Below are 16,558 nucleotides of genomic sequence, written 5' to 3'. Positions count from 1 at the left end.
ACCTGAGCGCTGCACTTTGCATCATTGCACCAGTAAAAACACAAACGCCCCGAATCAATCGAGGCGTTTGTATTGAACCGGTTCAGTTCAGAACGTTTTCACACAGTCTGAATCAAGCCGGCTTTTTTGTGGTGCTGGTTTCAGCGTGTGCCGAAGACCACCATGGTCTTGCCTTTGACGTGCACCAGGCCCTGTTCCTCCAGCGACTTGAGTACACGGCCGACCATCTCGCGCGAGCAGCCGACGATGCGACCGATTTCCTGGCGGGTGATCTTGATCTGCATGCCATCCGGATGGGTCATGGCATCTGGCTGCTTGCACAAGTCGAGCAGAGTGCGCGCGACGCGGCCGGTGACATCGAGGAAGGCCAGGTCGCCGACCTTGCGCGTGGTATTGCGCAGGCGCTCGGCCATCTGGCTGCCCAGGGCAAAGAGGATGTCCGGGTCTTGCTGAGTCAGTTCGCGGAACTTGGCGTAGCTGATTTCGGCAACTTCGCATTCGGTCTTGGCGCGCACCCAGGCGCTGCGTTCTTTCTCTGAACCATCCTTCTCGAAGAGCCCCATCTCGCCGAAAAAATCGCCAGAGTTCAGATAGGCTATGATCATTTCACGCCCGTCGTCGTCCTCGATGAGGATGGTGACCGAGCCCTTGACGATGAAGAACAGGGTTTCGCAGCGATCACCTGCATAGATGATGGTGCTCTTGGAGGTATAGCGGCGGCGATGACAGTGCGCGAGAAGCTTGTCGAGATTCTTGATTTTAGGTGTAAGGGTAATAGCAACCATGCCCGAGTCCCGAATATGAAAAGATGAAGGCCTTTGTCCAGCGGCAATTTCTTATTTGTTATCCGACCAAGTGTGCCAGCAATCCGACGTCAGCTTAACAGACACGCTATGAGTGGGGTCTTTTTTGCGACCTGGGTAACATAACCCGGCGGAACTTTAGCGTTATCGACGCACATCGGACTGCTGCCCGGCTGTGCTAATCTGCCGGACTTTTCCACTCTGGGAGCCAAGAACGATGAAAGCGCGTGTGCAATGGGCCGGTGAAGCTCTGTTCCTCGGCGAGTCCGGTAGTGGCCATGCCGTGGTGATGGACGGTCCGCCCGATGCCGGTGGTCGTAATCTCGGTGTTCGACCGATGGAGATGCTGCTGATCGGCCTCGGTGGCTGCAGCAACTTCGATGTGGTCAGCATTCTGCGCAAGGGCCGCCAGCCGGTAGAAAGCTGCGAAGTCTTCCTCGACGCCGAGCGCGCAGGCGAGGAGCCCAAGGTGTTCACCAAGATTCACCTGCACTTCGTGGTCAAGGGCCGAGGGCTGAAAGAGGCTCAGGTGAAAAGGGCGGTGGAGCTGTCGGCGGAAAAGTACTGCTCGGCCTCGATCATGCTGGGTCGTGCCGGCGTCGATATCAGCCACGATTACGAAATCATCGAACTGGGCTGAGGTCCGCTGGAAATGACGAGGGCGCCGCTTGGCGCCCTCGTTCGTTTCAGATGCGGTAGGTGCTCTTGGTCATGACCTTCGACAGCAAGGTCATGCCGAACTTGACTGGTGCCGGGAAGCGCACACCGCCGGCTGCCATGGCACTGTTGGCATGTTGCTGTTCGTCGACGCGCATCTGCTCGAGGATGGCGCGCGACTTGGTATCGTGCTCGGGTAGTTGTTCCAGATGCTCATCCAGGTGTTTGCACACCTGATCTTCAGTAGCGGCGACGAAGCCCAGGCTGACGCGATCACTGACCAGGCCGGCGACGGCGCCCACACCGAAGGACAGGCCATAGAACAGCGGGTTCAGCACGCTCGGGTGGCTACCCAGTTCGCGGATGCGCTGCTCGCACCAGGCCAGGTGGTCGATTTCCTCGTCGGCCGCATGCTCCATGGCACTACGCACTTCCGGCAGCTTGGCGGTCAGCGCCTGACCCTGATAGAGCGCCTGGGCGCAGACCTCGCCGGTGTGGTTGATGCGCATCAGGCCGGCTACGTGGCGCGACTCCTCGCTGCTCAGCTCGCTGTCGTTCTGCACGATGGCGGGCGAGGGGCGGCCCGAGGCACCGCTGAATGGCAGCAGAGTGCGCAGCGCGGCATCGGCTTGCAGCAGCAGGCGGTCGACGGGGGAATACTGGCGTTCGCTGGCCATAAGGCACCTCCAGAAGAAACAACCTGACTAGTTTACTGCAAAGTCGCCAGATCGTCCGCGCTCAGGGCAGCTCGCGCAGCACGCGAAACCCCAGCGCATAGTCGCGGTGATGCGGTTGCTTGAGGTCGCGCATGCTGCTGCGCAGATAGACCGGGCCGCTGTTCCAGGCGCCGCCTCGCACTACGCGCGGGCTGTTGTCGAGCAAGCTGGCACTCTGCGTTTCGCTACCATCGAAGCGCTGGGTGAAGTTCGAGGCCGTCCATTCCCAGACATTGCCCGCGGTGTCATGCAAGCCGAAGCCGTTGGCCGGGAACTGGCCGACGGCTGCCGTCTTGTTGCGTAACAGGCGCGAGCTGGCGCAACCGCGGCAGTGAGCGCGTGGCGTCTGCTCGCTGCTGTCGAGCTGGTCGCCCCACCAGTAGTAGCTCTGGCTGCCTCCGCGCGCTGCATACTCCCATTCGGCTTCGGTCGGCAGGCGATAGCGCGCGCCCGTCTCGCGTGACAACCACTGGGTGTAGGCGTGAGCGTCACGCCAGGACACATGAATCACCGGGCGCTGCGCCGAAAGGCCCCAGCCCTCGTTGTCAGGCATGGGCAATTCGTTGGCGTCGGCGTACTTCTGCCAGTCGGCGAAGGTGACTTCGTAGCGGCCGATGGCGAACGGTTGATCGAACGCAATCGCCCGTGGCGGGCGCTCGTTGTCATTGCCGCGACCGCTGGCATCGCCAATGCGGAACTCGCCAGCCGGAATCACTACCATCTCGGGGCCTCGGGCACCGCTGGGTAACGGGTCGCTGATGGTTTCAATGGCGACTGCCGGCAGGTTAACCAGCAGGCCGCCTGCGATGGCCATGGATACTGTGACGTGACGCGCGTTCAGCACTTGCACGGCGTGATGCCTCCGGCGACGATCTGCGTGTTCAGGCGGCCCATGCTGTAAGTTCTCGATTCTGTGAAACCGCGGATGGTAACCCTGCGTGCCTGGCTGGCCAAATCTCACAAGGAGTCGGTGTTGAAGAACGATATTCATGATCTTGGGCTGGTGCTGGACTCCAAGGTCAAGCTGGTGGTGATCGAGTCCTGGGACGAGCTGCGCGTGCTGGAAACCCTGACTGGTTTGGCGATCAAGCGCGGTCTCGGCCTGCATACCTGGTCAGTGACCGAGGGCCTGCAGCGGCTGGGCTTCGGTGGCGCTTCGGTGGACGAGTCACCGGCCCTTGAGCCGGAAGCGGCGCTGCGCATGATCAAGGCCGATCTGCAGCCGAACCTCTACGTGATGTGCGACCTGCATCCCTTCCTTGATGACAACCCCAGGCTGGTGCGCTTGCTCAAGGAAATCGCCATGAGCGAGGCAGCGCACAAGCCGACGCTGGTGCTGGTTTCGCATGCGCTCAAACTGCCTGCTGAAGTACAGCGTTTCGCGGCACGTTTCAGTCTCGCGCTGCCGTCGGAAGACGAGCTGCTGGGCATCGTGCGTGATGAGGCGACGCGTTGGAGCGAGCGCAATCGCGGTGCGCGGGTACGCACTGACAATCGCACCCTGCAGCAGGTGGTGAAGAATCTGCGAGGTCTCAGTCACGCCGAGGCGCGGGCGCTGGCGCGTAATGTGATCTGCGATGACGGTGCGATTACCCAGGAAGATATCCCCGAACTGAACAAGACCAAGTTCCAGCTGCTGGATCTGGAGGGCGTGCTCAGCTTCGAATACGACACCGCACGCTTCGCCGAAGTCGGCGGGTTGGTCAATCTCAAACGCTGGCTGGCTGAGCGTCAGGTTGGTTTCCTCGAAGGCAAGCTCCTCGATGCGCCGAAAGGCGTGATGCTGGTCGGGGTACAGGGCGGCGGTAAGAGCCTGGCGGCCAAGGCAGTGGCCGGACTCTGGGGCTTGCCGCTACTGCGTCTGGATTTCGCTTGCCTGTACAACAAGTTCTTCGGCGAGACCGAGCGCAACCTGCGCGAGGCGCTACGCCTGGCCGAGCAGATGGCGCCCTGCGTGCTGTGGATGGACGAGGTGGAAAAAGGGCTTGCCAGTGGCGAGCACGATGGCGGCGTGAGCCAACGAGTACTTGGCACCCTGCTGACCTGGATGGCCGAGCGTAAGGCGCCAGTGTTCGTGGTGGCCACGGCCAATGCCATCGACCGTCTGCCGCCGGAACTGGTCCGCAAGGGGCGCTTCGACGAGCTGTTCTTCGTCGACTTGCCCAGTGCCGAGGTGCGGGCCGACATCTTCCGTATCCACCTGCAGCGCCGTGAACTGGAACCAGACACCTTCGATCTCGCGCAACTGGCTGCTGCCAGCGAGGGCTACTCGGGTGCCGAGATCGAGCAGGCGGTGGTCAGCGCGCTCTACGCTGGTCAGGCGCAGCAGCAGGCGGTCGATCAGGGCATGCTGCTACGGGCACTACAAAGCACGGCGCCGCTGTCGGTGGTGATGGCCGAGCGATTGATGGCGCTGCGGGAGTGGGCCGATGGGCGGACGGTCAATGCCGGCTGAACAGCTGATCAGGCGCCGGTGAAGGGACGGGTCAGGCGACCACTGAGCTTGCGCACCAGCCAGCGCGGTCCGAGGCGTGGGCTCAGGGCCAGCAGGCGGTTGCGCCAGCCGGGAATGATGATGGCGCGGTTCTTTTCCAGTGCGCGAACCGTGATCAGCGCGACCTCCTCGGCGCTCATCATCAGCTTGCTGCCGGCGATCCGCGCGACGTCCATCTGCGCGGCGCGGAAGAAGGCGCTGTGGGTCGGGCCAGGGCAGAGTACTGATACACGCACGCCGCGGCCTCTCAGCTCCTCGCGCAAACCCTCGGAAAAATTCAGTACATAGGCCTTGCTGGCGTAGTAGCTGCTCATCCAGGGGCCGGGCTGAAAGGCCGCGACCGAGGCGACGTTGAGAATCTGCCCGCTGCCGTACTCGGCCATGCGCTGACCGAGTGCGTGACACAGGCGGGTCAACGCCAGCACGTTGACTTCCAGTTGCTCCAGCTCGCGACTCCAGTCCTGCTCCAGGAACGAGCCAGCGCAGCCAAGGCCGGCGTTGTTCACCAGCAGATCGACGTGCCACTGGCCTTCCTCAAGCTCCAGCAACAGGCCGGACAGTTGCAGCGGCTCGCTCAGGTCGCAGAGTCGAAACAGCACCTCGACGCCGAAGCGCTGGGCCAGCTCGCAGGCGATGCTTTCCAGCGCATCACGCCGGCGCGCCACCAGGATCAGGTTGCGCCCCCGGCGTGCCAGGGCTTCGGCCAAGGCCAGGCCAATGCCGCTGGACGCGCCGGTGATCAATGCATAGCTGCGCATGGTCGGGAATTACTGCTCCTGATACTCGGCGGCGCGCTCGACATAGCCCTGATACTGGGGAATGGCGATGGCGGCGACGATGCCGCTGATGGGGATGAGCAGGAACAACCAGGCCAGTACCTTGACTGCGGTGCTGTTGGGGGGCGGTGGTGGGCCGTAGCGGTTGACGCCTTGAGTGCCCGGGATGATCAGCATCAGCAGGGCGAACACGCTGCCGACTACCGGGATCAGGTGCACCAGCAGCAACCAGCCGGACCAACCGATATCATGCAGACGCTGCACGCCGATGAAGATACCGACCACTACCGCTGCAATACTGACGATGCCCAGCGCCAGCATGGCCAGGGTCGAGGACATCGCTGCAATGCCGGTACCGATCAACATGATCGGGATGAAGCACAGTGTCATCGCCATCAGCCAGCCCAGATAACGTACGCGGCCGATCCGGCCGCTGACGCCGAGGACCTTGAGTTCGGAGTACTGTGGCAATTGCTCGGCGACATTCGCCTGTGGCGGCGCATAGGGCGAGGCAGTCGCTACGACGGGAGCCGCGGCTGGAGCAACTTCGGCCAGTTGAGCCTGACGGGCGAGGTATTTCTCGATGATGATGCCGCAGGCGGAGCACTCGGCAGACTTGGCTTGCTCATGGCCGCATTTAGGGCAGGTCATGTGAGTGCTGGTGGGGGAGGGCGCAGCCACTTCTTGAGGTGCGGTCTCCTGATGATCATCCGTAGGCACCAGACTGAGGCTGGCGGCCTGATCCAGCTCCATGCGCACGTTGGCACCCGCCTTCTGCAGGGCGCTGAGGTACTGCCTTGCCTCGCTTTCGCTCAGATCACGCTTGAGCGCCACCGGCGTTCCATTGAATAGACCGTCGATACGAGCAAGGTCGCTCTTGAACAGGCGGGCCAGGTTTGTCTTGACCATTTCCAACGACGCCTCGGGCATCAGTTGGCCGTCGAACACGATCTTGTAACGCGGTGGGTTCATGCGAGCTTCCTTGTCGGCGGGAAGGGTGGGGGAGCAAAGTGCCCGGTCAATGCAGGCGAGGCATAAGCCTAGAGTGCCGCGAGGCCAATATACAAGCGGCCTGAAGCGCCATGGGCAGGCATTTTTCAGGCATTGCCTATTGTGCTCCAGCGGCCGACCAGTTGGCCGCGGCGTAGTAGACGTATTTCGCTGAAATCACCCAGCACACCTTCACTGATGGCGGGGCGCAGAAATACCCAGTCGTTGCTCGTCAGTTGTGTGCCGTTACCACCTATCAGGCGCTCTTGATTGGCGCTACGGCCATACAGGTCGTCGTAGTCGAGCCCCGCAGGTGAAACAGGCTGCGCCGGCCAGCGACCGCCATAGAGGTAGTAGGCATGCTCTCGGTTGGGGTTCCAGGCACTGATCAAAGGTTGCAGCGGTTGCAGATAGGGCAGGGCGCCGTCGACCGCCTTGAGCACGGGGCTGGCGATCCACAGGGCTGGCTGATGCTTTTCCAGCAGTGGCGTGTCGAACTCCGCGGGCTTGAGCAGGGCGGAACCGACAGCGACTTCATTGAGCGAAGTCTCCTGCTGGCTGTGCAGCGGGTAGGTCAGGCTGCCAGCACCGTTGAGCAGCGGCTTTGCCGGCCAAAGATCGCTGAATTGCTGGGCGCTGCTGATGAAGAGTCGATAGCGCTCATCGGTCTCGCTGAATGCTCGCAACGGGTTCTGCCAGGGCGGGCTGTGCGCGACGTGCGCGTCATAACCCATCAGCCCCTGCAGACGCAGTGCTGGCAGTTGACGAAGTTGCAGCAGCGCCTGAGCCAACGCCTGCGGGGTGGCGAAACCGCCGCGCTTCAGGCCCACGTCGATTTCCAGTGCGATGCGCAGCGGTCGCCCCAGCGCCTTGGCCAGCTCACTGTACTGCACCAGACGTTGCTGGCTGTCGATCAGCCAGGTCACCTGGTGGTCGGGATCGAAATCCAGATGGTGCGCAAGCTGGCGATAGAAGTTCAGGGCTGCAGCTACCGGCAAAGGTTTGCCAAGCAGCAGATCGCCCTGTGGAAAGCTCCTGGCCAGGCGATTGAGCTGTGGCTGATGAAAGACCATGAAACGCTGGGTCTGCAGGCGCTTGGCCAGGTATTCCAGCAGGCCGGTGCTGGACAGCGACTTGGCGACCAGGCGCAGCTGGAGGCGGCCGCCCAGTCTTGCGGCCAGCAGATCGGCGTTGGCGTCGAGCCGGTCGAGATCGAGCAGCAGGGTGGGCACGCCTTCACCATCGCGTTGCAACTGCCGGTTGAGCTCAGCGAAGTAGGCGTCATGCGCACGACCCTGATCAGCCGGGCGCAGCGCCCAGCCGCCGAGCAGTCCAAGCGCGCCCAACCCCAGCAGGTGGCGACGCCTCATCGCGGCCAGTGTTGCCCCAGCTGCTGGCTGCGTGTCAGCGCGGCTCGGTATTCGTTATCGAGCCGCGTGACCAGTTCCTGCACCGAGGGCAGATCATCGATGCCGCCGACGCCCTGGCCGGCCGACCATACGGTTTTCCAGGCCTTGGCTTCTTCGTCCATTGGCTTGAGCTTCTCGCCGTAGTTGATATCGGCCTTGTTCTGCAGCTGTTTCAGGTCGTAGCCGGCCAGCTCCAGGCTCTGGCGCATGAAGCTGGCTGGTACGCCGGACACGGCGGGCGTGTGGATGATATCGGCGGCCCGTGCGTCGAGGATCATCTGCTTGTAGTCGGCCGAGGCATTGTTCTCGGTGGTGGCGATGAAGCGGGTGCCCATATAGGCCAGATCGGCGCCGAGCAGTTGAGCTGCGAGAATCTCGTGGCCGTGATTGAGGCAACCCGACAGCAGCACGGTCTTGTCGAAGAATTGACGAATCTCGGCTAGCAGGGCGAAAGGACTCCAGGTGCCGGCGTGGCCGCCCGCGCCAGCTGCCACGGCGATCAGGCCGTCCACACCCGCTTCGGCAGCTTTTTCCGCATGGCGGCGGGTGGTCACGTCATGGAATACCAGGCCACCGTAGCTGTGCACGGCATCGACCACTTCCTTCACTGCGCCCAGGCTGGTGATGACGATAGGCACGCGGAGTTCGACGCAGATGGCCAGGTCCGCCTGCAGCCGTGGGTTGCTGTTATGCACGATCAGGTTGACGGCGAAGGGCGCGGCGTCAGCCGAGAGGCTGGCTTCGATTTCGTCGAGCCAGGCAGCGAAACCGGCGCTCTCACGCTGGTTCAGTGCCGGAAAGCTGCCGACGATGCCGCTGTTGCAGCAGGCACCGACCAGTGCCGGGTTGGATACCAGGAACATCGGCGCAGCCACCAGTGGCAGGCGCAGGCGCTGTTCGAGCAGGGCGGGCAGAGACATGATGAACTCCTCAGAAGGGGCGGACGACAACCAGGATGACGATCCCCAGCAGTGCCAGCACCGGTGCTTCATTGAACCAACGATAGAACACATGGCTGCGGCTGTTCTCGCCGCGAGCAAAGCGCTTGAGCTGAGCCCCGCACAGGTGGTGATAGATCACCAACGCCACTACCAGCGTAAGCTTGGCGTGCATCCAGCCTTGCGTGAAGTAGTACGCCGAGTTGAGGCTGAGTAACCAGATGCCCAGTCCCAGCGTGGCGATCATCGAGGGAATCATGATGCCGCGATACAGCTTGCGCTCCATGATGCAGAATCGTTCGTGGCTGGCGGCGTCGCTGCTCATGGCGTGATAGACGAACAGACGCGGTAGATAGAACAGGCCGGCGAACCAGCAGACCATGGCGATGATGTGCAGAGCCTTGAGCCAGAGATAGAGCATTTTCGCTTCCCGCGCTGAAAAATGGCCTCGATAGTAGAGGTAGCTGACGCCCTGCGTCACCTCCGTGGTTGGAGCTTGGCCGATGCGGCTTTATCATCGGCAGCTTTCCAATGGCTTTTGCAAAGGGGCATGTGATGATCAAGGTCGGTATCGTCGGCGGCACGGGCTACACCGGTGTCGAATTGCTGCGTCTGCTGGCGCAACACCCGCAGGCAGAGGTGACCGTGATCACTTCCCGTTCCGAGGCCGGCCTGCGTGTCGATGAGATGTACCCCAACCTGCGCGGTCACTATCCGAATCTGGCCTTCAGCGTTCCCGACGTTGCTACGTTGGGCGCCTGTGACGTGGTGTTCTTCGCCACCCCGCACGGCGTGGCTCACGCGCTGGCGGGTGAACTGCTGGCCGCAGGCACGCGAGTGATCGATCTGTCCGCCGATTTTCGTTTGCAGGACGCCGAGGAGTGGGCCAAGTGGTACGGCCAGCCTCATGGCGCGCCCGAGCTGCTGAGTGAGGCGGTATACGGTCTGCCCGAGGTCAACCGCGAGGCGATCAAGACCGCGCGTCTGATCGCCGTCCCCGGTTGCTACCCGACCGCTACTCAGCTCGGCCTGATTCCGCTGCTGGAAGCCGGCTTGGCCGATGTCGGCAGCCTGATCGCCGACTGCAAGAGCGGCGTCAGCGGTGCGGGCCGCGGAGCCAGCGTTGGTTCGTTGTTCTGTGAGGCTGGCGAAAGCATGAAGGCCTACTCGGTCAAGGGCCATCGTCACCTCCCGGAAATTCGTCAGGGACTGCGCCAGGCAGCAGGCAGCGACGTTGGTCTGACCTTCGTTCCACACCTGACGCCGATGATTCGCGGCATTCACTCGACCCTTTATGCACGCGTGGCCGATACCTCGGTCGATCTTCAGGCGCTGTTCGAGAAGCGTTACGCCGGCGAGCCGTTCGTCGATGTCATGCCGGCGGGCAGCCACCCGGAAACCCGTAGCGTGCGCGGAGGCAATGTTTGCCGCATCGCCGTGCACCGTCCGCAAGGCGGCGATCTGGTGGTGGTGCTTTCGGTGATCGACAACCTGGTCAAGGGCGCATCCGGTCAGGCGGTGCAGAACATGAACATTCTTTTCGGTCTCGACGAGCGCCTCGGCCTGTCGCACGCGGCCCTGCTGCCGTGATACCTGGCTGGGAGGTCCGCCTCAGCGATCCGCGCCGTGAGCGCAGGCGTCGCTGGCTGCAACTGCTGCTGGTGCTCGCTGTGCCAGCGGCCTTTGCCCTGGGTTGGTACTGGCCGCAAGTGCAGCCTCCTCAGGCGGCCGAGGAGCCGCATGCGTTGTTGACTCGCGTTGCCGAACAGGAGCAGGAGCTGGAACTGTTGCGCCAGCGCCTGGCTGTGGTCGGCAGTAGCGACAAAGTCACTCAGCAAGCCATGGAGCAGAATCGTCGCACCATCAAGTTGCTGGAGGAGCAGATCTTCAAGCAACAGCAGGACCTGGCCTTCTACAAAGGTGTGCTGGCACCTGCCAGCCGTCGTGAAGGCATTCGCATTCGTGCCTTTGAGTTGCAAGCCACGGACGCGCCGCTACGATTCCGCTACAAATTGCTGATGAGCCGAGTCGGCGCCAGTGATGAGGCATTGCAGGGGCGTTTGCGCATTACGATCGAGGGGAAGCAGAACGGTAAGCCGGCTGTGCTGGAGCTTGCGGCGCTGTCCGATGAGGTCAGCGAGAGCAGCATTGCGTTCTCTTTCAAGCACTTCCAGTCCTTCCCCGAGGCGGGTCGTTTTGGCGAACTACAACTACCTGAGGGCTTCGAGCCGCGTCAGGTCAAGGTTCAGGCGGAGGTCGAAGGCGACAAGCCGCTAAGCCGTACATTCGAATGGATAAAATCAGGAGCGATAGCCACTCATGTGGAGTAAAGACAAGACCAAACCCGACTTGCAGCGTTTCAGCGGTAAGACCAGCCTGATTGCCGCTGGCGCTGAGCTGGTAGGCGACATGCGCTTTCAGGGCGCAGTGCAAGTGGATGGTCGGGTCAACGGTAATCTGCTGGCTACCGAAGGTCTGGTGCGCGTGAGCGCGGGCGGCCTGGTTGAAGGTGAGATACGTGCACCCCATATAGTGATCGATGGCGAGGTGAGTGGTGATGTGTTCGCCAGCGGCCATCTTGAGCTAGGCTCGCGCTCCCGGGTTCGCGGTAACCTGCATTACGGCCTGATGGAGATGGCCATGGGGGCGCAGATCGAAGGGCGCCTCTGTCACCTCAAGGATGGTGAGCGGCCACTCGAGCTTCCGGCGACGCTGGAAATCGAGCAATAGTTGACCAATTTCGTCGGGCAAGCGGATAATGCACGCCCAAAGCAGTATGGCGCATAGCGCCGGGAGTCCAGAATGAGCGTCGAAACCTTCACCCCTGCCCCCTTGCACTTCACTCAGGGCGCGGCCGGCAAGGTGAAGAACCTGGTCGATGAAGAGGGCAATCCGCGCCTGAAGCTGCGTGTGTTCGTCACGGGCGGCGGCTGCTCGGGCTTTCAGTACGGTTTTACCTTCGATGAGGAAGTAGCCGAGGATGACACCATCGTCGAGCGTGAAGGTGTAAGCCTGGTGGTGGATGCCATGAGCTTCCAGTATCTGGCGGGCTCCGAGGTGGACTATCAGGAAGGGCTGGAAGGTTCGCGCTTCGTGATCAAGAACCCCAACGCCACCACCACCTGTGGTTGCGGGTCGTCCTTCTCGATCTGAATGCTTCGCCTGATGACAGGCGCCGCGCTCTAAGCGCGGCGTTTTCGTTTTCAGGCGGGGTAGATGGCGCCGAGCACGCGCAGGCCTCTGGCTCCGGTCACGCTCGGGCGATTGCCAGCAATGCCCTCAAGTGCGCAATGCGCCAGCCAGGCGAAGGCCATGGCTTCGACCCAGTCCGGGTCAACACCTGCAGCTGCGGTGCTGCTGACTTCGGTTCCAGGTAGCATCTCGCTCAGGCGCTTCATCAGACAAGCGTTGTGAGCGCCGCCGCCACACACCAGCAGGACATCGGTGTGAGCTTGCGCGTTGCGCAAAGCGCTGACGATGCTGTGTGCGGTGAGTTCCACCAGGGTCGCCTGTACATCTTCGTTGGCCAGGCGCGGTGATCCATGCAAATGGGCCAGCAGCCAGTCGAGGTTGAATAGCTCGCGGCCGGTACTCTTCGGCCCCTGGGTGGCGAAGAAGGGATCGCTCAGCAGCCGCGACAGCAGCTCTGCGTCTACCTTGCCGCTGGATGCCCAGGCGCCGTCACGGTCATAGGTCAGGCCCTGGCAATACTGAATCCAGGCATCGAGCAGAACGTTACCAGGGCCGCTGTCGAATCCCAGAACCTCCTGGCCGGGTGAAAGCAGGCTGAGGTTGCTGAAGCCGCCGACATTGAGCACGGCGACATGACGTTGACTGTTGCCGAACAGGTCGTGGTGAAAAGCAGGGACCAAGGGAGCCCCTTGTCCGCCGGCAGCCACATCGCGACGACGAAAATCGCCGACCACGCAAATCCCGGTGAGCTCGGCCAGCAGCGCTGGGTTGCCGATCTGAATGGTGAAGCCGCGTGCGGGTTCATGGCGCACGGTCTGGCCATGGCTGCCGATGGCGCGAATCTGCTGCGCGGTCAGGTTCTGTTGCTGCAGGAGTTCGTTGATGGCGGCAGCGGCCAATTCGACCCAGCGCTGTTCTGCGATAGCTGCGCGCGCCAGCTCATCATCGCCCGAGGTGCACAGCGCCAACAGGTCGCTACGCAGTTGTTCTGGCATGGGGTGGTAGAGCGTGGCGAGGAGTTTGGGGCGCTGATCCTGATCGATCAGCGCGATGTCCAGCCCGTCCAGGCTGGTGCCGGACATCACACCAATATAGAGGGGCACGGCTTACTGCTGGTTAGCGGCTAGCATGGTGGTCTTTTCCTGGTCCATGCGCGCCATCAGCGGCTTGCTAAGTTGCATGAAGCGTTGCTTCTCGCTCGCTGCAATCGGGTCGGCCATCGGCAGCTTCTGGCTGAGTGGATCTACGTGTACGCCGTTGACCTGGAACTCATAGTGCAGGTGAGGGCCGGTGGAGAGCCCGGTGGTGCCGATGTAACCGATGATCTGGCCTTGCTTGACGTTCGAACCATTGCGAACACCTTTGGCAAAACCCTGCATGTGTGCGTACAGGGTGCGGTAGCGCTGGCCGTGCTGGATGATCACGGTATTGCCGTAGCCGCCGTTGCGACCTGCCAGTGTTACGCGACCGTCACCGGCAGCCTTGATCGGCGTGCCACGTGGCGCGGCATAGTCGACACCCTTGTGCGCGCGAATCTTGTTCAGGATCGGGTGCTTGCGCCCAGTGGAGAAGCGCGAGCTGATGCGAGCGAAGTCCACCGGCGTACGGATGAACGCCTTGCGCATGCTCTCGCCATCGGCGTTGTAGTAGCTGGTGATGCCTTGTTTGCTGGTGTAGCGCACGGCGGTGTAAGTCTTGCCGCGGTTGGTGAAGCGTGCCGAGAGAATATTGCCGGTGCCGACACGTTTGCCGTTGACCACCTTCTCTTCGTAGATCACTTCGAACTCGTCCCCTTCGCGAATATCCATGGCGAAGTCGATGTCGTAACCAAATACGTTGGCCAGGTCCATGGTCAGGCTATGCGACAGGCCTGCACGTTTGGCGGAGAGAAACAGCGAGCTGTTGATCACGCCACGGCTGTAAGCGGTGACCACCTCGGGCTTGACCTGATCGCGCTGGAAATCGAAGCCTTTATCGGTGCGGCTCAGGCGAATGGTTTCCAGGTCGCTGATTTTGCTCTGCAGGCTTTTCAGCTTGCCGTCTTCGTTCAGTTCGAAGTCCAGCACCTGGCCCACTTTAAGGCGGCTGAATTGTTTGGCCTCTTTATTACTGTTCAGGGCCTCATGCAGATCGTTGGCGCTCAGACCGACCTTGGCGAACACGGTAGAAAGCGTATCGCCATTACTGACCGTGATGTTGTGGTGGCTGGGATCGGAGGGAGGAGAGGAATCAGCTGTTTCTAGGAGGTCTTCGTCAGCGTCTTGTGCGCTGTTTTCGGCGATGTCGGTGCCTTGCTCGATTTCGGCGAATGGCGAGGCGGCGCCCGGCACTGGTAGTCCCGCTCGGAGGTCATCCTTTTCCTGCAGCACCATCTCGGCATCGTTGCCCAGATCCAGGTCTATGAAGGTTTTCTGTGCCTCGACTTCACGCGAAGGAAAAACCAGGAGGGCAAGGCTGAGCAACGCGGCTACGCCGCTCGCTGCAAGAATATGGGTCTTTGGATAGAGCGGCGGCGCTTTAGATGTAGAGGTCATAGGGCTGCTTTTGAAGTGAAAAGATGAAGATTAAAAGAAGAGCATGATGAATATGCACTAACTGTATAAAATATAACCAAAACCGCCGGGAGGCAACCCTGCAGATGATGATCGGCGCATGGTCTGCCATACGCTGAGCAAAACTTGTGATTTGTCGGCGTTCTTGTATGGTTGGTTCCCTTTTGAACAAGGTCATTGTGAGTCATTTTATGAAGTCGGTTGAAGAGCAGCTGGCGCTGATCAAGCGCGGTGCGGAAGAGGTTCTGGTTGAGGCTGAGCTGGTCGAAAAGCTCAAGCGTGGTCAGCCGCTGCGGATCAAGGCGGGTTTCGACCCTACTGCTCCAGATCTGCATCTCGGCCATACCGTTCTTATTAATAAGCTGCGTCAGTTCCAGGAGCTCGGTCACCATGTGATCTTCCTGATTGGGGATTTCACCGGAATGATCGGTGACCCCAGCGGTAAGAGCGCTACTCGTCCGCCGCTGACCCGTGAGCAGGTTCTGGATAATGCCGAGACCTATAAGCAGCAGGTCTTCAAGATTCTCGATCCGGCCAAGACCGAGGTGGCCTTCAACTCCACCTGGATGGACCAGATGGGGCCTGCCGATTTCATTCGTCTGACGTCGCAGTACACGGTGGCGCGCATGCTGGAGCGTGATGACTTCGACAAGCGCTACAGCAGCAACCAGCCGATCGCCATTCACGAGTTTCTCTATCCGCTGGTGCAGGGCTATGACTCCGTAGCGCTGAAGGCCGATGTCGAACTGGGCGGCACCGATCAGAAGTTCAATCTGCTGATGGGGCGCGAGTTGCAGAGAGCCTATGGGCAAGCGTCGCAGTGCATCGTCACCATGCCGTTGCTGGAAGGTCTCGATGGCGTGAAGAAGATGTCCAAGTCTCTGGGCAACTACGTGGGCATCCAGGAAGCGCCGGGTGTGATGTACAACAAACTCGTGTCCATGCCTGATGCGCTGATGTGGCGATACTTCGAGTTGCTCAGCTTCCGCTCCATGGAGGAGATCGAGCAGTTCAAGCGCGATGTCGAGCAGGGCGCGAACCCGCGTGATATCAAGATCAAGCTGGCCGAAGAACTTGTGGCGCGCTTTCATGGTGAAGAGGCTGCGGCCAATGCTCACCGTTCCGCTGGCAACCGTATGAAGGATGGTGAGCTGCCGGAAGATCTGCCCGAGGTCGAACTGGTATCGGCTGAAGATATGCCGATCTCGTCCGTCCTTAATAAGGCAGGCTTGGTGAAAAATGCTGCGGTTGCTCGCGACCTGTTGGGCTCGGGAGGCGTGCGCGTCGATGGTGAAGTGGTTGATCGCACCTTCCTGTTCAAGCTGGGTTCTGCTCATGTCTGTCAGGCCGGCAAGAAGGCCTTTGCGCGTATCGCCCTCAAAGCTGAGTAATAAAACTGCAAAATAAGCTTGACGCGCATTCTGCTGGATGTAGAATGCGCGCCACTTCAGCGATGAAGCGCTTCAAAAACTTCTTGTTAATCAATAAGTTAAGTTGAATGAAGGGTTTGCAAAACTGGATCTGGCGTGTAGAATGCGCGCCGGTCGGCAGGGTGGTCGTAAGGCTCTGTTGGTGGTTCGGTCGAATGGATCGAAGGCGGTAGAAAAGAGGTGTTGACAGCGGTTTTGAACGCTGTAGAATGCGCCTCCCGCTGGAGAGAAGAGGTTCGGATCGAAGGCGCAAGTGGTTGAGTAGAAAGAAGTTTCTCCGGAAACAAAATCGAAAAACAGCTTGACAGATAGAGAGGCTGCTGTAGAATGCGCGCCTCGGTTGAGACGAAAGGCTTAACCAACTGTTCTTTAACAACTGAATCAAGCAATTCGTGTGGGTGCTTGTGAGGTAAGACTGATAGTCAACTGATTATCAGCATCACAAAGCAACACTCGTTAATTCGAGAGTTAACTCTTTAGTAATAGAGAGATTTGCGATTGCTGAGCCAAGTTTAGGGTTTTCTCAAAACCCAAGCAGTATTGAACTGAAGAGTTTGATCATGGCTCAGATTGAACGCTGGCGGCAGGCCTAACACATGCA

The 16,558-nt window shown here is 60.7% G+C and carries 17 protein-coding genes; 7 read left to right on the top strand and 10 right to left on the bottom strand.

The window, feature by feature from the left end; genetic code table 11:
- Window positions 1-140 precede the first annotated feature (140 nt).
- A complete protein-coding gene (crp, locus tag ACNFCJ_RS23135) occupies window positions 141-785 on the bottom strand; it encodes a cAMP-activated global transcriptional regulator CRP (protein WP_143507753.1) in 645 nt (214 codons plus the stop codon).
- A gap of 235 nt (window positions 786-1,020) precedes the next feature.
- Here crp and ACNFCJ_RS23130 point away from each other — a divergent pair, with 235 nt between their 5' ends.
- Window positions 1,021-1,443 carry an OsmC family protein gene (locus tag ACNFCJ_RS23130; protein ID WP_143507752.1) on the top strand — a complete coding sequence of 141 codons (423 nt, stop codon included), beginning with the start codon at window positions 1,021-1,023 and terminating at the stop codon, window positions 1,441-1,443.
- A gap of 46 nt (window positions 1,444-1,489) precedes the next feature.
- On the opposite strand, the gene coq7 is transcribed toward ACNFCJ_RS23130, so the two are convergent.
- Complete coding sequence (gene coq7, locus ACNFCJ_RS23125; protein WP_099525810.1) at window positions 1,490-2,137, bottom strand: 2-polyprenyl-3-methyl-6-methoxy-1,4-benzoquinone monooxygenase; 648 nt, start codon at window positions 2,135-2,137, stop codon at window positions 1,490-1,492.
- 61 nt (window positions 2,138-2,198) lie between these two features.
- Window positions 2,199-3,026, bottom strand: coding sequence for a formylglycine-generating enzyme family protein (locus ACNFCJ_RS23120; RefSeq protein ID WP_416773779.1), 828 nt, complete (start codon window positions 3,024-3,026; stop codon window positions 2,199-2,201).
- Window positions 3,027-3,149: 123 nt separating this feature from the next.
- On the opposite strand from ACNFCJ_RS23120, the gene ACNFCJ_RS23115 reads away from it, so the two are divergent.
- Window positions 3,150-4,631, top strand: coding sequence for an AAA family ATPase (locus tag ACNFCJ_RS23115; RefSeq protein ID WP_416773780.1), 1,482 nt, complete (start codon window positions 3,150-3,152; stop codon window positions 4,629-4,631).
- Window positions 4,632-4,639: 8 nt separating this feature from the next.
- On the opposite strand, the gene ACNFCJ_RS23110 is transcribed toward ACNFCJ_RS23115, so the two are convergent.
- The 5 genes from ACNFCJ_RS23110 to hemJ all read right to left on the bottom strand — a co-directional run bounded on the left by ACNFCJ_RS23110 (window position 4,640) and on the right by hemJ (window position 9,204).
- Window positions 4,640-5,428, bottom strand: coding sequence for an SDR family NAD(P)-dependent oxidoreductase (locus ACNFCJ_RS23110; protein ID WP_296233835.1), 789 nt, complete (start codon window positions 5,426-5,428; stop codon window positions 4,640-4,642).
- Between the two features lie 9 nt (window positions 5,429-5,437).
- The gene (locus ACNFCJ_RS23105; protein WP_416773778.1) at window positions 5,438-6,418 is read right to left on the bottom strand and encodes a DUF805 domain-containing protein; all 981 of its coding nucleotides are present in this window, start codon (window positions 6,416-6,418) and stop codon (window positions 5,438-5,440) included.
- 125 nt (window positions 6,419-6,543) lie between these two features.
- Complete coding sequence (locus ACNFCJ_RS23100) at window positions 6,544-7,806, bottom strand: alanine racemase (protein ID WP_416773777.1); 1,263 nt, start codon at window positions 7,804-7,806, stop codon at window positions 6,544-6,546.
- Complete coding sequence (locus tag ACNFCJ_RS23095) at window positions 7,803-8,765, bottom strand: NAD(P)H-dependent flavin oxidoreductase (RefSeq protein WP_416773776.1); 963 nt, start codon at window positions 8,763-8,765, stop codon at window positions 7,803-7,805. The genes ACNFCJ_RS23100 and ACNFCJ_RS23095 overlap by 4 nt, the downstream gene beginning before the upstream one ends.
- A 10-nt stretch (window positions 8,766-8,775) precedes the next feature.
- Window positions 8,776-9,204, bottom strand: coding sequence for a protoporphyrinogen oxidase HemJ (gene hemJ, locus ACNFCJ_RS23090; protein WP_017675639.1), 429 nt, complete (start codon window positions 9,202-9,204; stop codon window positions 8,776-8,778).
- A gap of 134 nt (window positions 9,205-9,338) precedes the next feature.
- Here hemJ and argC point away from each other — a divergent pair, with 134 nt between their 5' ends.
- The 4 genes from argC (at window position 9,339) to erpA (ending at window position 11,936) form a co-directional block, all read left to right on the top strand.
- Window positions 9,339-10,373 carry an N-acetyl-gamma-glutamyl-phosphate reductase gene (argC, locus tag ACNFCJ_RS23085; protein ID WP_106733174.1) on the top strand — a complete coding sequence of 345 codons (1,035 nt, stop codon included), beginning with the start codon at window positions 9,339-9,341 and terminating at the stop codon, window positions 10,371-10,373.
- Complete coding sequence (locus tag ACNFCJ_RS23080) at window positions 10,370-11,113, top strand: DUF6776 family protein (protein ID WP_416773775.1); 744 nt, start codon at window positions 10,370-10,372, stop codon at window positions 11,111-11,113. The genes argC and ACNFCJ_RS23080 overlap by 4 nt, the downstream gene beginning before the upstream one ends.
- The gene (locus ACNFCJ_RS23075) at window positions 11,103-11,513 is read left to right on the top strand and encodes a bactofilin family protein (RefSeq protein ID WP_143507745.1); all 411 of its coding nucleotides are present in this window, start codon (window positions 11,103-11,105) and stop codon (window positions 11,511-11,513) included. Before ACNFCJ_RS23080 ends, ACNFCJ_RS23075 begins: the two co-directional genes overlap by 11 nt.
- A gap of 72 nt (window positions 11,514-11,585) precedes the next feature.
- On the top strand, window positions 11,586-11,936 hold the full coding sequence (gene erpA / locus ACNFCJ_RS23070) for an iron-sulfur cluster insertion protein ErpA (RefSeq protein ID WP_099525802.1): 351 nt from the start codon (window positions 11,586-11,588) through the stop codon (window positions 11,934-11,936).
- A 50-nt stretch (window positions 11,937-11,986) separates the two neighbouring features.
- Here the strand turns inward: erpA and ACNFCJ_RS23065 are convergent, their stop codons facing one another.
- Both ACNFCJ_RS23065 and ACNFCJ_RS23060 read right to left on the bottom strand, forming a co-directional pair.
- The gene (locus ACNFCJ_RS23065; RefSeq protein ID WP_416773774.1) at window positions 11,987-13,078 is read right to left on the bottom strand and encodes an anhydro-N-acetylmuramic acid kinase; all 1,092 of its coding nucleotides are present in this window, start codon (window positions 13,076-13,078) and stop codon (window positions 11,987-11,989) included.
- A 3-nt stretch (window positions 13,079-13,081) separates the two neighbouring features.
- Complete coding sequence (locus ACNFCJ_RS23060) at window positions 13,082-14,509, bottom strand: peptidoglycan DD-metalloendopeptidase family protein (protein WP_416773773.1); 1,428 nt, start codon at window positions 14,507-14,509, stop codon at window positions 13,082-13,084.
- A gap of 209 nt (window positions 14,510-14,718) precedes the next feature.
- On the opposite strand from ACNFCJ_RS23060, the gene tyrS reads away from it, so the two are divergent.
- Window positions 14,719-15,918: a tyrosine--tRNA ligase gene (gene tyrS, locus ACNFCJ_RS23055; RefSeq protein ID WP_416773772.1), complete on the top strand. Its 1,200-nt coding sequence runs from the start codon at window positions 14,719-14,721 to the stop codon at window positions 15,916-15,918.
- Window positions 15,919-16,558 lie beyond the last annotated feature (640 nt).

Origin of the sequence: Pseudomonas sp. NY15364, from assembly GCF_048068235.1 — a bacterium.
Taxonomy (GTDB): Bacteria; Pseudomonadota; Gammaproteobacteria; order Pseudomonadales; family Pseudomonadaceae; genus Aquipseudomonas; species Aquipseudomonas mendocina_D.
This window is presented reverse-complemented; position numbering and strand designations above follow the sequence as displayed.